Below are 14,501 nucleotides of genomic sequence, written 5' to 3' on the forward strand. Positions count from 1 at the left end.
GGCGCCGGACGTCTGGGCTGCAGCACCGCCGCCTGCCCGCCTTCGCACGTCGCCCGGCCTTCCCATCACCCCGTTCCCCGAAGGCCTCCCCCCATGAACCATGTAGCCGACGTCGCGCGCCTGCTCGCGCTCGACGCCTCCCGACTCGCCGACGGCACGCTGCTGCGTGTCGCGGGCTACCACCGCGCCGGTGACGGCGGCGGCAAGCTCGTCCGCTGGGACGCCGCCGCCACCACCCCCGCCAACGGCGGCACCGTGCTCGGCTCCGCGCCCAAGGGCCGCTGGATCCAGCTGCACGACGGCTGCCTCGACTTCCGCGCCTTCGGCGTCCTCGACGACAGGACCCCCGCCGACGACGCATTGGAGGCCATGGTCAACGACCCGGCCGTCTCCAGGATCGAGGCCCGCACCGACCTCAACTTCGTCAGGCGCCACACCTTCCGGCGCTCCGGCCTGGTGCTCGACTTCGGCGGCCACACCATGACCACCGCCGGCATCGAGAAGAACTCCCACGACAACCCCTTCGGCGCGGTCCTGTTCTTCCAGGGCGAGCGGACCGGGACGACGGTCACCGGCACGCTCACGGCCACGCTCCCCGACCTGGCCGACGTCTTCGAGGTCGACTCCCGGCAGTTCCGGGTCGGCCAGTGGTGGGCCGTGGAGGTCAACGCCCTGGCCGGCACGTACGAGCGCGAGCTCCAGCGCCTGGTCCAGATCACCCAGGTCATCGACGGCCGGCACGTCCGGGTCAACTACAAGAACGGCTGGGAGCTGGCCGCCGGCCGCACGCTGACCTGGACGCTGATCAACCCGGTCGAGCGCGTGCACGTGCGCGACCTGCGCTTCGAGGCGGCCCCGGGCGGCGACGAGTACACCGGCTCGCACCCGGTCGCCTACGAGTACGCCGTCCACTGCGACGTCGAGGACGTGCACGCCACCGGCAGCTTCTGGCCGGTGATCATGCGACGCTGGTGCACCCACTTCCGCACCGAGCGCTGCAGCCTGAAGAACCCCCCGACCGTCATGTACGGCGGAGCCGGCTACCTGACCCAGCAGATCTACTGCCTGTACGGCCACGTCGCCGACTGCACCACCTCCAACGTCCGCCATCTCAACGACTTCACCGCCAGCGCCTACTGCACGGTCGAGAACTGCCACGGCGACGGCGACGACGAGGGCGGCAACCCCTTCACCACCCACGGCCAGTACGAGCACGACCTGGTCTTCACCGGCAACTCCGGCCTGATGGACATCGCCAACAGCGGCGCCCTCTGGGGCACCAGCGCCAAGCGCATCACCGTGCGCAAGCACCTGTGCTCGTGGTTCGTCGCCGGAACGAAGATCACCGACCTGACGCTGGAGGACGTGCGGGTGATCCCGCGCTCGACGTTCGACCCGGCGGGAACGCTCCAGGTGAACGCCGACGGCCTGCACATGCGCGGCTGCTCGGCCAGAACCGTCGCGATCGGCCAGCGGTCCAACCGCTCCGGCCGGCCCAACGTCATCGAGGGCTGCTCCTTCGACCTGCCGAAGGATCAGGTGCTGGTGCAGACGCCGGTGAGCAACGCGCTGCACTTCAAGGAGTGCGCCGTCACCGGTCTCGACGGCGCAACCCTGCGCGGCTCCGGCCCGCTGCGCTTCACCGGCTGCGTCCTGAGCGGATCGGGCACGGTCTCGGTGGGCTCGGCCGACGTCGTGATCAGCGGCGGCCGGCTCGACGGCGTGCGCGTCGAGCTGAGCGCCGTCCGCGACCAGCGGCTGCGCCTGGAGGGCGTCACGCTGGAGAACGCCACGCTCGGCCGGGCCGCCGGTCCGGGCGTCCTGACCTGGGAACTGGCCGCCTGCACGGCCACCGGCACCCGCGTCGAGCTCGCCACCGGCGACAACCGCTGGCGCGCCACCGGCTCCCGGTTCACCGGCGGCCGCCTCGACCTGACCGCCGCCACCGTCCTGGTGCACACCGGCTGCACCGAGGAGGGCGTCGAGCGCGCCTTCCCGCCCGCCGGCCCCCGCGTCCTCATCGCCGACACCCTCGCACTGTAAGGAACCACCCCATGGAACGTCGTGACATCCTGCGCGTCACCGGTTTAGCGGCTGTCGGCACCGTCCTGATGGCCAGGCCCGCGCTCGCCGAGCCGGACAAGAAGCCCAAGGACGAGGTGCACGCGGTCGCCACCGTGGCCGAGCTGCTCGCCTTCGAGGCCGCCAAACTGGCGGACGGCACGCTGGCGCAGGTCGCGGGCTATCTCAAGCCGGGCGACGGCGGCGGCAAGCTCGTCCGCTGGGACGCCGCCGCCACCACGCCCGCCAACGGCGGCACCGTGCTCGGCTCCGCGCCCCAGGGCCGCTGGATCCAGCTGCACGACGGCTGCCTCGACTTCCGCGCCTTCGGCGTCTTCGACGACAAGACCCCCGCCGACGCCGCGCTGGAGGCCATGGTCAACGACCCCGCCGTCTCCAGGATCGAGGCCCACAGCGACCTCAACTTCGTCAAGCGTCACAAGTTCCAGCGCTCCGGCCTGGTGCTCGACTTCGGCGGCCACACGATGCGCACCGTCGGCATCGAGAAGGCGGGCCAGGACGACCCGTTCGCGGCGGTGATGTTCTTCCGCGGCAAGGTCACCAGCACCACGGTCAGCCACAAGCTGAGCGCCCCGGTGCCCGACCTGGCGGACGTCTTCGAGGTGGCCGACTCCGCCGCCTTCAAGGTCGGGCAGTGGTGGAGCGCCGAGGTCAACGCGCTGTCCGGCCGCTGGGAGCGCGAGCTGCAGAAGCTGGTCGAGGTCACCCAGATCGTCGACGGCACGCACATCCGGGTCAACTACAAGAACGGCTGGGAGCTGGCCGCCGGCCGCACGATCACCTGGACCCTGGTCGAGCCGGTCGAGCGCGTGCACGTGCGCAACCTGCGCTTCGAGGGCGTCGCGGACGGCGACCAGTACACCGGCTCGCACCCGCTGGCCTACGAGTACGCCGTCCACTGCGACGTCGAGGGCATCCACGGCACGGGCACGTTCTGGCCGCTGATCATGCGACGCTGGGCCACCCACTTCCGCACCGAGCGCTGCACGCTGAAGAACCCCGCCAGCGTGACCTGGGGCGGGGCGGGCTATCTGACCCAGCAGATCTACTGCCTGTACGGCCACGTCCGCGACTGCCACACGGCCAACGCCCGGCACCTGAACGACTTCACCGCCAGCGCCTACTGCTACGTGGAGAACTGCCACGGCGACGGCGACGACCAGGGCCCGTTCGTCACCCACGGCCAGTACGAGCACGACCTGACCTACACCGGCAACTCCGGCCTGATGACCTTCGCCAACTCCGGCGCGGCCTGGGGCTCGGCGGCCAAGCGCATCACGGTGCGCAAGCACGTCTGCTCGTGGTTCGTGGCCCGGGTGAAGGTCACCGACCTGACGCTGGAGGACCTCCAGGTCATCGGCAAGCCGTCGCTGGAGGGCTCGGGCATGATCTGGGTCAACGCCGACGGCGTGCAGATGCGCGGCTGCTCGGCCAGCCACACGCTGATCGTCTCCCAGCAGTCGAAGCTGTCGCGGCGGCCCAACCTGATCGAGGGCTGCGTCTTCACCGTCCCGGCCAAGAGCGAGATCGTCCAGGCGAACGTGACCGCGCCGCTGCACGTCAGCCGCACCACGTTCCACGGCCTGAACGGCAACGCCTTCAACGGCGCCGACCTGCGCCTGTCCGGCTCGACGCTGAACGGCGCCGAGGGCGCGGCCCCGCTGGTGCTGGCCGGTTCCGTGTCGCTGACCGGCTGCACGGTGAAGAACGTGGGCCTGGCCGCCGCCGGCAAGGCCGACCAGCGCATCCGCCTCGACGGCGGCACCGAGCTGGCCGAGGCCGGGCTGTCGCGGGTGCAGGCCGCCGGGCTCGTCTCCTGGCAGCTGGCCGGGGTGCGCAGCCAGAACGCCGGAGCCCACGTCCAACTCGACGCCGGCCGGAACCGCTACATGGCCACCGGCTGCCAGTTCGGCGGCGGCCGTCTGTCGATCAAGGCGTTCGAGGTGGTCCAGCACACGGGCAACGTCGAGGAGGGCGTCGCCAGGGAGCTGCCGGCCGACGGCCCGAAGGTCCTCACATCAGGAAATCTGGTGATTTAGGTGCGAAAAATTACGCTGGCGGTCGCGGGAGCGGGCAACCGGGGGCAGACCTACGCCTCCTGGATCGCCGCGCACCCCGATCGCGCGGAGCTGGTCGCCGTGGCCGACCCCGACCCCGCCCGCCGGGCCAGGCTGGCCGGCCCCGGCGTGCGCGAGTTCGGCGACTGGCGCGACCTGCTGCGCGAGCGGGTGGCCGACGCCGTCGTCCTGGCCACCCAGGACCGCCTGCACGTCGAGCCCGCCATCGCCCTGGCGCGGGCGGGCTACGCGCTGCTCGTCGAGAAGCCCATGGCGCCGACCGAGGAGGAGTGCCGCGAGATCGTCTCGGCCGTCGGCGAGACCGGCGTGCTGCTCGCCGTCTGCCACGTGCTGCGCTACACGCCCTACACCGCGCTGGTGAAGCAGACCGTGGACAGCGGCGTGCTCGGCGAGGTCATGAGCGTCGAGCACCTGGAACCGGTCGGCTGGTGGCACCAGGCGCACTCCTACGTGCGCGGCCCCTGGCGCAGCGAGCGCCTGGCCAGCCCGATGCTGCTGGCCAAGTCCTCCCACGACCTCGACTGGCTGACCTACGTCACCGGGCTCAGGATCGAGCAGGTCGCCAGCTTCGGCTCGCTCGGCCACTTCAGGCCCGAGCGGCGCCCGGAGCAGGCCGCCGACCGCTGCCTCGACTGCGTCCTGGAGCCCCGGTGCCCGTACTCGGCTCCCCGCCTGTACCTGAACCGCGGCTACGACTGGCCGACCAGCGTTCTCGGCGAGAACGAGGAGCAGGTCATGGACGCCCTGCGCACCGGCCCGTACGGCAGGTGCGTCTACGCCTGCGACAACGACGTGGTCGACCACCAGGTGCTCGCCATGCAGCTGACCGGCGGCGCGACCGCGACCTTCACCATGACCGCCTTCACCGAGCAGACCCACCGCCAGACCAGGATCTTCGGCACCCACGGGCGGCTGATCGGCGACGGCGAGTCGGTCGAGGTGCTCGACTTCCGCGACGGCCGCAGCAGCCGGCGCAGCGTCGCCGAGACCGGCTCGAACGCCGGCGACGGCCACGGCGGCGGCGACGACGGCGTGATGGACGCCTTCGTCACCGCGCTGGCCACCGGCGACCCCGCACACGTGCGCTCGGGCCCCACCGAGTCGCTCCACAGCCACCTCGCGGTCTTCGCCGCCGAGAAGGCCCGGCACAGCGGCACGGTCGTCACCGTGCCCGCATTCTAGGAAGGAACCATCATGCGACTGCGCGCGCTGGCCGCCGCTGCGGCCGCCCTCGGCACGCTGACCGCCTGCGGCGGCGGCTCCGGAGGCGACGAGAAGCAGACCGTGACCATGTGGATCTACCCGAACATCGCCGACCAGCCCAAGCACCAGGCGTTCTGGGACGAGCAGACCAAGGCGTTCGAGGCGGCCAACCCGAACATCGACGTCAAGGTCGAGATCTACCCGTGGGCCAAGCGCGACGAGGCGCTGTCCACGGCGATCGCCGGCAACAAGGCGCCGGACGTGGTCTACCTCATCCCCGACCAGCTCCCCAAGTACGCCAGGACGCTGGAGCCGGTGGACGCCTACCTCGCCGACAAGGCCGACTACCGGGACAACGCCCTGAAGTCGGTCACCATCGACGGCAAGGTCATGGGCGCGCCGATCCTCATGTCGGCCAACCCGCTGGTCTGCAACCAGAAGGCGTTCGACGCCGCCGGCGTCACCGAGTTCCCCAAGACCTGGGACGACGTGCTCGCCCTGGCCCCCAAGTTCAAGGCCGAGGACATCGACGTCACCAACTACTGGGCCGACCCCGCCGCCACCCTCAACCAGTCGTTCTACCCGCTGCTGTGGCAGGCGGGCGGCGACGTGTTCAGCCCCGACGGCAAGGCGGCGGCCTTCGGCGGCGCCGAGGGCGTCAAGGCGCTGACCTTCCTGAAGAAGCTGGCCGACGGCGGCTACGTGGAGAAGGACCTGCTGACCGGGCTGCCCAAGTTCGAGCAGACCAGGACCGCGCAGAACAAGGTGGCCTGCACCTGGCAGCAGCTGCCCGCCGACGTCGAGTCGTTCTGGGGCAAGGAGAACATCAAGGTCCTGCCGCCGCTGACCGACGCCAAGCAGGTCGCCTACGGCACGGTCGGCTCGCTGGCCCTGCTCAAGGCGTCCGACCACAAGGAGGCGGCGGGCAAGTGGATCGGCTTCGCCACCGGCGCCGCCCCGAGCAAGGCCTACGACCTGGCCTCGGGCTACTTCTCCCCGCGCAAGTCCACCGGCTCGCTGTACGCGGCCGACCCGGTGCAGGCCGAGGTGGAGAAGGCGCTGGACCTGACCACGGCCGGGCCGCTGCACGAGAAGGCGCGTGACGTGATGGGCGTCCTGGCTCCCGAGATCCAGGCCGCGCTGATCGGCAAGAAGACGCCCGAGCAGGCGCTCGCCGACGCGGCCAAGGCCGCGGACGCGCTGCTGGGTGGCTGATGGCGGCGATCGACGTCAGGCGGTGGGAGGCGCGGACCGGACTGCTGTTCGTCCTGCCGTGCCTCCTGCTGTTCCTGCTGTTCCGGTTCGGCCCGTCCGTCGCCGGGGTGCTGCTGGGGTTCTTCGACTCCTCCATCGGCGCCAGCCCGGAGTGGACCGGCGTGGACAACTACCGGCGGATGGCCGCCGACCCCGTCTTCTGGGAGTCGCTGCGCATCACGCTGATCTACACGATCCTGTACGTGCCGGCGTCGATGGCCGCCTCGGTGGGCATGGCGCTGCTGGTGCGCCGTGCCTTCCGCGGGGCGGCCTTCTTCCGCTCGGTCTTCTTCCTGCCCGTCGTCACCAGCCTGGTCCTGGCCGGGACGGTCTTCACCTGGCTGTTCTCCTCCGAGGGGCCGATCACCAAGCTCACCGGGCAGTCGTGGCTGGCCTCGACCACGCTGGTCATCCCGGCCCTGGTGATCGTCTCGGTCTGGTCCAGGTTCGGGTACGGCATGCTCATCGTCCTGGCCCGGCTGCAGGACCTGCCGCGGGAGCTGGAGGAGGCCGCGCTCACCGACGGCGCCTCCACCTGGCAGCGGTTCCGCTACATCGTGGCCCCGCAGCTGCGCCCCGCGCTGTTCTTCGTCGCCGTCATCGAGACGACGAACTCCTTCCAGGTGTTCGACCTGGTCTACGTGATGACCGGCGGCGGCCCGGCGCACGGCAGCTTCACCCTGGTCATGGCCCTGTACGAGCAGGCGTTCAAGAACTTCGACTTCGGCTACGCCAGCGCCATCGGCGTCGCGCTGTTCGTCATGACCCTCGTGGTCGCGCTGATCCAGCGCCTGATGATCGGGAGGTCGAAGTGACGACATACCGCCCGTACAAGGCGCTGGAGCCGACCAGGGGCGGCAAGGTCGCCAGGTTCGTCCTGCTGGCCGTCGCCACGCCGGTCACGCTGTTCCCGTTCTACGCGATGGTCGTGCTGTCGCTGAAGCCCGGCACGGCCGTGACGTTCCCGGAGAGCATGCTGCCCTGGCCGGTCGACTTCAGCGCCTACGGCGAGGTGCTGGGCGGCCGCGACCTGATCACCTGGACGGTCAACACGCTGATCTACTCCGTGGTCAGCGTGGTGGCCGTGCTGCTGCTGGCCTCGCTGGCCGGATACGCCTTCGCCAAGAAACGTTTCCCCGGCCGCGAGCCCATGTTCTGGTCGTTCCTGGCCATGGTCATGGTGCCCTACCACGTGACGCTCATCCCGACCTTCATGCTCATCGCCGAGCTGGGCGGGGTGGACACGTACTGGGGGCTGATCCTGCCGACGCTGGCCAACGCGCAGGCGGTCTTCCTCATGCGGCAGTTCATCATGGGCCTGCCGGACGAGCTGTTCGAGGCGGCCCGGCTCGACGGCGCCTCCGAATGGCGGATCTTCATCAGGATCGTCCTGCCGCTGTGCAAGCCGATCCTGGCCACGCTGGGCGTCTTCGTCTTCCTGTGGCACTGGAACGACCTGCTCTGGCCGCTCATCATCGGCGGCGGCGCCGACATGCGCACCCTGACCGTGGGCATCGCCTCCCTGCAGACGGAGAACGTGCCGCTCAGCGTCGTGCTGGCCGGGGCCACGGTCGCGTTCGTACCGATCTTCGCCGCCTACCTGGTCGGCCAGCGTTATTTCACCGAAGGAGTCACGATGTCGGGGATCAAGGGCTGATGTTCACCTCCGTCGACGATCTGGAAGAACACCTCACCCGCCCGTCCGAGTCGCTCGTCGCCGACCTCGCCGCCGGCTCCGGCGACCTGGTCGTGCTGGGCGCCGGGGGCAAGATGGGGCCCACGTTGTGCCGCCTGGCCCGGCGCGGCCTGGACGCCGCCGGGCGCGGCGCCGACCGCGTCTTCGCCGTCTCCCGGTGGTCCGACCGCGCGGCGGCCGGCGCCCTCGCCGCGCACGGCGTGGACGTCGTCCCCTTCGACCTGCTCGACGGCGACCTGGGCACGCTGCCCGACGCCGCGGACGTGGTCTTCATGGTCGGGGCGAAGTTCGGCACGTCCGCCGCGCCGTACCTGGCCTGGGTCGTCAACGCGGCCCTGCCCGCCCGCGTCGCCGAACGGTACGGCGGCGCCCGCGTCGCGGCGCTGTCCACGGGCAACGTCTACCCGCTGGTGCCCCTGTCGTCCGGCGGGAGCGTCGAGGGCGACCCGGTCGGGCCGGTGGGCGAGTACGCGATGAGCTGCCTCGGCCGCGAGCGCGTCTTCGAGCACGCGGCCGCCACCCGCGGCACGGCCGTGACGATCGTCCGCCTCAACTACGCCGTGGACCTGCGGTACGGCGTGCTGGCCGACATCGGGCAGCGGGTGCTGTCCGGCGCTCCGGTGGACGTGACGACCGGGCACGTCAACGTGGTCTGGCAGGGCTACGCCAACGAGGTCGTGCTGCGCTCGCTGGCCCACGCGACGGCGGGCACGCCGTTCACGCTGAACCTGACCGGCCCCGAGACCGCCTCGGTACGCCGGGTGGCCGCCGCCTTCGGCGCGCGCCTCGGCAGGCCGGTGTCGTTCGAGGGGTCGGAGGCCGCGACGGCGCTGCTGAACGACGCCACGCTCTGCCACCGCCTGTTCGGCTACCCGCCCGTGCCGCTGGGCACGCTGGTCGAATGGCAGGCCGACTGGCTGGCCGCCGGACTGCCGACGTCGGGCAAGCCCACCAAGTTCGCCGTACGAGACGGGAGATTCTGATGCCCACGCCGAATCCCGCCCTGCCGAATCCCGCGCTGTCGAATCCCGCGCTGGCGCGCCTGCGGGCGGGGACCGTCATCCCCGCCCACCCGCTGGCGCTCACCGCGGACCGTACGCTGGACGAGCGCCGCCAGGCCGCGCTCACCCGGTACTACCTGGCGGCGGGGGCGGGCGGCCTGGCCGTGGGCGTGCACACGACCCAGTTCGAGATCCGCGGGGCCGGGCTGCTGGAGCCGGTCCTCCGGCTGGCCGCCGACGTCGCTCACGAGTCCGCCCGTGAGGCCGCGCGGGAGCGGCCGGTGCTGGTCGCCGGGGCGTGCGGGCCGACCGCGCAGGCGGTGGCCGAGGCCGAGCTGGCCGCCTCGCTCGGGTACGACGCCGTGCTGCTCTCGCCGGTCGTGCCGGGCGCCTCCGAGGACGACCTGCTGGCGCGGGCGCGGGCCGTGGGCGAGGTGCTGCCGGTGGTCGGCTTCTACCTCCAGGCGGCGATCGGCGGGCCGGTGTTGTCGCGCGGCTTCTGGCGGGCCCTGGCCGACCAGCCCTCCACGGTCGCGGTGAAGGTGGCGGCGTTCGACCGCTACCGCTCGCTGGACGTGGCGCACGGCGTGGCCGCCTCCGACCGGGCCGACCAGGTCACCCTCTACACGGGCAACGACGACCACATCATCGGCGACCTGCTGGCCGAGCTGCCCGGCGGCCTGCGCTTCGCCGGCGGCCTGCTGGGCCAGTGGGCGGTGTGGACCCGGGCGGCGGTGGAGATGGTCGACGGCCTGCGTGACGACCCGGCGCGGTGGTGGGGCCGGGCCACGGCGCTCACCGACGCCAACGCCGCCGTCTTCGACAGCGCCAACGCCTTCGCCGGCTGCATCGCCGGCGTGCACGAGGTGCTGCGCAGGCAGGGCCTGCTGGCCGGCACCTGGTGCCTGGACCCGGACGAGGGCCTCTCCCCCGGCCAGGCCGAGGAGCTGACCCGGGTCAGCGCCGCCTACCCGTGGCTGACCGACGACGACTTCGTGGCGGAGCACCGCGATGCCTGGCTCGGCTGACTCCGCCGTGCGCGTCCTGGTCAGCGTTCCGCCGTCGTTGCGCGCGCAGTTCTTCCCCGACCCCGCGGCCCTGCTGGCCCTGGGCGACGTGCGGCTGCTCGACGACCACCGCGCGCTGCCCGAGGCGCTGCCCGGCACCGAGGTGCTGGTGACCTCGTGGGGGGTGCCGCCGCTGACCGCCGACCTGCTCGACCGGGCGCCGGAGCTGCGGCTGGTCGCGCACACCGGGGCGACGGTCAAGCCGTTCGTCACCGGCGAGCTGTGGGCGCGGGGCGTCCGGGTGACGCAGGCGGGCGCGGCCATGGCCCGGTCGGTGGCGGAGGTGGCGCTGACGTTCACGCTGGCGCTGCTGCACCAGGTGCACCGCTTCGACCACGCCCTGCGCGGCGGCGTGCCGTGGGAGGCGGCCGAGCGGGCGCCGGCCAGGCGAGAGATCCTCGGCTGCCCGATCGGCGTCATCGGCGCCTCCAGGACCGGCCGGGCCTACCTCGACCTCGTCCGCGCGCTCGGCGCCGAGGTCACCGTCGCCGACCCATACCACGAGGGCGCGGTGGAGCTGGACGAGCTGCTGTCCACCAGCCGGATCGTGGCCGTGCACGCCCCGGCGCTGCCGGAGACGCGCCACCTGCTCGGGGCGCGGGAGCTGGCGCTGATGCCCGACGGCGCCGGGCTGGTCAACACCGCCAGGTCCTGGCTGGTGGACGAGGCCGCCCTGCTGGCCGAGCTGCGTGCGGGACGGCTGGACGCGGCGATCGACGTCTTCGACGAGGAGCCGCTGCCGGTCGGGCACCCGTTCCGCGCGCTGCCGAACGTGCTGCTCACCCCGCACCAGGCGGCCGGCACCGACTCGGGGCGGGCCCGGCAGGGCCGGGTGGTGGTCGAGGAGATCGCCCGGTACGCCGGCGGCGTGCCGCTGGCGCACGAGGTGACGCCGGAGCTGCTGGGGAGGATGGGATGACGTCCCTGCGCACCGCCCGTCCGGGCGACCGGGAGGCGCTCTACGCGCTGTGGGCCGCCTGCTTCGACGCCCCGCACGTGGTGCCCCTGTACGAGACCGACCCCGGCCGGTACGGCAGGACGTTCGTGACCGGCGACGTGTCGGCCTGCGTGTACTACCTGCCGCGCCGGCTCCACGACGGCCTGGGCGGCGAGGTGCGGGCAGGCGGCGTGGCCAACGTCGCCGCCCATCCGTCGGTCCGCGGGCGCGGGCACGTCCGGCGGCTGCTGGCGCTGGCCGCCGAGGCGATGGCGGCCGACGGCTGCGCGTGGTCGTTGCTGTTCACCGGCACGCCGGGGGTCTACAAGGAGTGGACCGGCTTCGAGCTGCGGACCGTGTCCGGCCCGTTGCGCCGTACCGGCCCGGCCGGGCGGGGGCTGCGCCGGATCCCGGCGGGCGAGGCGGCGGTGCTGCGGGAGGTGTACGAGCGGCACAACGCGCGGCGTCCGCTGACCGCCGTGCGCGACGAGGCGCACTGGCGGGACCGGCTGCCGATCTGGTACGGCGACCCGGTCGAGCTGCTGGCCGGGGACGCCGGGTACGCCGCCGTGCGGTGGGACGGCGGCGTCCTCGACGTGCTGGAGGTGGCCGGGGACCTGGCCGGGGTGCTCTCCGCGCTGGCCGCCGAGGCGGCGGCCCGGGGCGTCCGTGCCGGCCGGGCCAGGCTGACCTGGGACGAGCCGGCTCTGCCGCACCTGTTCGCGAGCGTCGTCCGGGAGCGGGACCGCACGGGGATGGCCCGCGCGATCCTGGGCGATCCGGGGCCCGTGGTGGGCGCGGAGAACGCGGCCCACTGGCCGGCGGACTACTTCTGACAGCCGCTTTTCTCCACCAGACATCGGATGAATCTTCGTGCAGCTCTTGCCGAGGGAACGGAGATCGGGCTACCTTTCCTCCAATCTCTTCACCGCTTTGGAGTGGACATGGCCCGCTTACGTCGACTTCTCGCCGTCTCCATGCTCAGTGTCATCGGATGTCTTCCCGCTCCTGCTCAGGCTGCCACGGATGGCCCCTACGAGCCCACCGTCGAATCCCTGAACAGTCACCCGACCCCTAAGTGGTTCAACAACGACAAGTTCGGCATCTTCCTCCATTGGGGGGCGTACTCCGTCCCGGCCTGGGGTCCGCGCGGCAGTTACGCCGAGTGGTACTGGTACTACATGAACTCCCCCGGGAACGCGACCAACAGCTACCACCGGGACACCTACGGGCCGGACTTCGCCTACGACCGCTTCGCCGAGCAGTGGAAGGCCGAGAAGTTCGACCCCGCCGACTGGGTCAAGCTCTTCAACGACGCCGGGGCCAAGTACTTCGTCCTCACCTCCAAGCACCACGAGGGCGTCGCCCTGTGGGACAGCAAGGTGAGCGAGCGCGACACCATGGCGCTGGGCCCGAAGCGGGACCTGGCCAAGGAGCTGTTCACCGCGGCCCGCGCCGACGGGAAGCTGCGCGCGGGCTTCTACTACTCGCTCATGGAGTGGTACAACCCGCTGTTCACCGGCACTCCGGCGACCAACCCGTACACCGGGCAGCCGGTGCCCTACACCGGGGCTCCGCAGCAGGGCGACTACGTCAAGGACTACATGCTCCCGCAGATGCGCGAGCTGATCGACGGCTACGACCCCGACATCCTGTGGTGCGACGGCCAGTGGGACCGCTCGGCCGCCCAGTGGCAGACCGCCGGGGTGATCGCCGACTACTACAACCAGGCGGCCAAGAAGGGCAAGGAGGTGGCGGTCGCCAACCGGTGCAAGATCGAGAGCGGCGCGCTGGAGAGCCACGAGCTGGACTTCCAGACGCCCGAGTACTCCGTCAAGCCGGACATCGACCCCGTCAAGTGGGAGGCCAGCCGCGGCATCGCGCACTCCTACGGCTACAACCAGAACGAGCCCGTCGAGGACTACCTGACCTCCGACCAGCTCGTGGACTCCTTCGTGGACATCGTCAGCAAGAACGGCAACCTGCTGCTGGACGTGGGCCCGAAGGCCGACGGCACCATCCCCGACGTGCAGCGCGAACGGCTGCTGGACATGGGCTCCTGGCTGAAGGTCAACGGCGAGGCCATGTACGGCACCACGTACTGGACGCGCGCCGAGGAGAAGGGCGGCCCGGACGACGTCCGGTACACCGTCAAGGACGGCGTCCTTTACGCGACCGCGCTGAAGTGGCCGGGCGAGCAGCTGACGCTGGGCGCGGACGTGCCGGCGGGCCCCGGGACGCGGATCACGCTGCTCGGCTCCGACGCCGGCCCGCTGCCGTGGCAGCGCGACGAGCAGGGCCGGGTGGTCGTCACCACGCCCGCCGAGACCGGGCAGTACGCCTACTCGTTCAAGATCGAGACGCCCGGCGTGACGGCCCTGCCGCGCTTCGGCACCGATCTGCCCGAGCACGTGCAGGCCGGTGAGAGCGTCACCGGCAAGGTGACCGTCAGCAACCCCGGCTCCACGCCGCTGCGCGCGGCCACGCTGACCCTCGCCGCGCCCGACGGCTGGACGGTCACCCCGGCGAGCACCCGGATCGGCCACCTGGCCGCCGGGGCGAGCACCGAGGTGCCCGTCACCGTGACCGTGCCGCCCGGAGCCCAGCCCGCCGCGCTCGGGATCCAGGCGACGCTCAAGTCCGGACGGCTGCGCGCGGCGTACCGGATCCCCGTCTCGGTGGTGCTGCCGAACCTGGCCCAGGGCAAGCCGGCCACCCAGCAGAGCACCGGCTACGACGCCCCGGCCGCGCGGGCCGTGGACGGCAACACCGACGGCGGCTTCTGGAACGGCTCGGTCACCCACACCCAGGAACCGGCCAGGGAAGCCTGGTGGCAGGTCGACCTGGGGGCCTCGGCCGCCCTGGACAGCGTCGAGATCTGGAACCGCACCGACTGCTGCGCCGAACGGTTGCGGGACTACTGGGTGATGTCCTCCGAGCAGCCGATCACCGCCGACGGCCTGGAGGCGGCCCGCACGACGCCGGGCGTGACCGCCGTGCACGTGCAGGAACAGGCCGGCCGGCCCAGCACGGTCAAGCTGCCCGCCGGCACCACCGGCCGGCACGTGCGCATCCAGCTCTCCTCCGGCACCGACCCGCTCGCCCTGGCCGAGGTACGGGTGAGAGGCCGTTGACGCAGGCGGCGGACCACCGGCCCCTGACCGGCCTGCCCATCGGCGGGGC

General features: G+C 72.0%; 11 protein-coding genes. All 11 read left to right on the top strand.

What is annotated here, in order from left to right; translation table 11 throughout:
* Positions 1–93: 93 nt before the first annotated feature.
* The 11 genes from ACFYYW_RS30585 to ACFYYW_RS30635 all read left to right on the top strand — a co-directional run bounded on the left by ACFYYW_RS30585 (position 94) and on the right by ACFYYW_RS30635 (position 14,452).
* On the top strand, positions 94–2,043 hold the full coding sequence (locus ACFYYW_RS30585; protein WP_387653644.1) for a hypothetical protein: 1,950 nt from the start codon (positions 94–96) through the stop codon (positions 2,041–2,043).
* A gap of 11 nt (positions 2,044–2,054) precedes the next feature.
* Positions 2,055–4,121, top strand: a complete 2,067-nt coding sequence (locus tag ACFYYW_RS30590; RefSeq protein ID WP_387653647.1) for a hypothetical protein — start codon at positions 2,055–2,057, stop codon at positions 4,119–4,121.
* Complete coding sequence (locus ACFYYW_RS30595) at positions 4,122–5,342, top strand: Gfo/Idh/MocA family protein (RefSeq protein WP_387653650.1); 1,221 nt, start codon at positions 4,122–4,124, stop codon at positions 5,340–5,342.
* 12 nt (positions 5,343–5,354) lie between these two features.
* A complete protein-coding gene (locus tag ACFYYW_RS30600; protein ID WP_387653653.1) occupies positions 5,355–6,578 on the top strand; it encodes an ABC transporter substrate-binding protein in 1,224 nt (407 codons plus the stop codon).
* Entirely contained in the window at positions 6,578–7,432 is an 855-nt protein-coding gene (locus ACFYYW_RS30605; protein ID WP_352328753.1) for a sugar ABC transporter permease, read from the top strand. Before ACFYYW_RS30600 ends, ACFYYW_RS30605 begins: the two co-directional genes overlap by 1 nt.
* Positions 7,429–8,274 carry a carbohydrate ABC transporter permease gene (locus tag ACFYYW_RS30610; RefSeq protein WP_352328755.1) on the top strand — a complete coding sequence of 282 codons (846 nt, stop codon included), beginning with the start codon at positions 7,429–7,431 and terminating at the stop codon, positions 8,272–8,274. Before ACFYYW_RS30605 ends, ACFYYW_RS30610 begins: the two co-directional genes overlap by 4 nt.
* Complete coding sequence (locus tag ACFYYW_RS30615) at positions 8,274–9,296, top strand: NAD-dependent epimerase/dehydratase family protein (RefSeq protein WP_387653658.1); 1,023 nt, start codon at positions 8,274–8,276, stop codon at positions 9,294–9,296. The genes ACFYYW_RS30610 and ACFYYW_RS30615 overlap by 1 nt, the downstream gene beginning before the upstream one ends.
* Positions 9,296–10,342 carry a dihydrodipicolinate synthase family protein gene (locus ACFYYW_RS30620; protein WP_387653661.1) on the top strand — a complete coding sequence of 349 codons (1,047 nt, stop codon included), beginning with the start codon at positions 9,296–9,298 and terminating at the stop codon, positions 10,340–10,342. The genes ACFYYW_RS30615 and ACFYYW_RS30620 overlap by 1 nt, the downstream gene beginning before the upstream one ends.
* Complete coding sequence (locus ACFYYW_RS30625; RefSeq protein WP_352327132.1) at positions 10,326–11,300, top strand: hydroxyacid dehydrogenase; 975 nt, start codon at positions 10,326–10,328, stop codon at positions 11,298–11,300. The genes ACFYYW_RS30620 and ACFYYW_RS30625 overlap by 17 nt, the downstream gene beginning before the upstream one ends.
* The gene (locus ACFYYW_RS30630; protein ID WP_387653664.1) at positions 11,297–12,154 is read left to right on the top strand and encodes a GNAT family N-acetyltransferase; all 858 of its coding nucleotides are present in this window, start codon (positions 11,297–11,299) and stop codon (positions 12,152–12,154) included. Before ACFYYW_RS30625 ends, ACFYYW_RS30630 begins: the two co-directional genes overlap by 4 nt.
* 108 nt (positions 12,155–12,262) lie before the next feature.
* A complete protein-coding gene (locus ACFYYW_RS30635) occupies positions 12,263–14,452 on the top strand; it encodes an alpha-L-fucosidase (protein ID WP_387653667.1) in 2,190 nt (729 codons plus the stop codon).
* The last annotated feature ends 49 nt before the right edge of the window (positions 14,453–14,501 follow it).

Source organism: Nonomuraea sp. NPDC001831, assembly GCF_042892035.1.
Lineage (GTDB): Bacteria > Actinomycetota > Actinomycetes > Streptosporangiales > Streptosporangiaceae > Nonomuraea.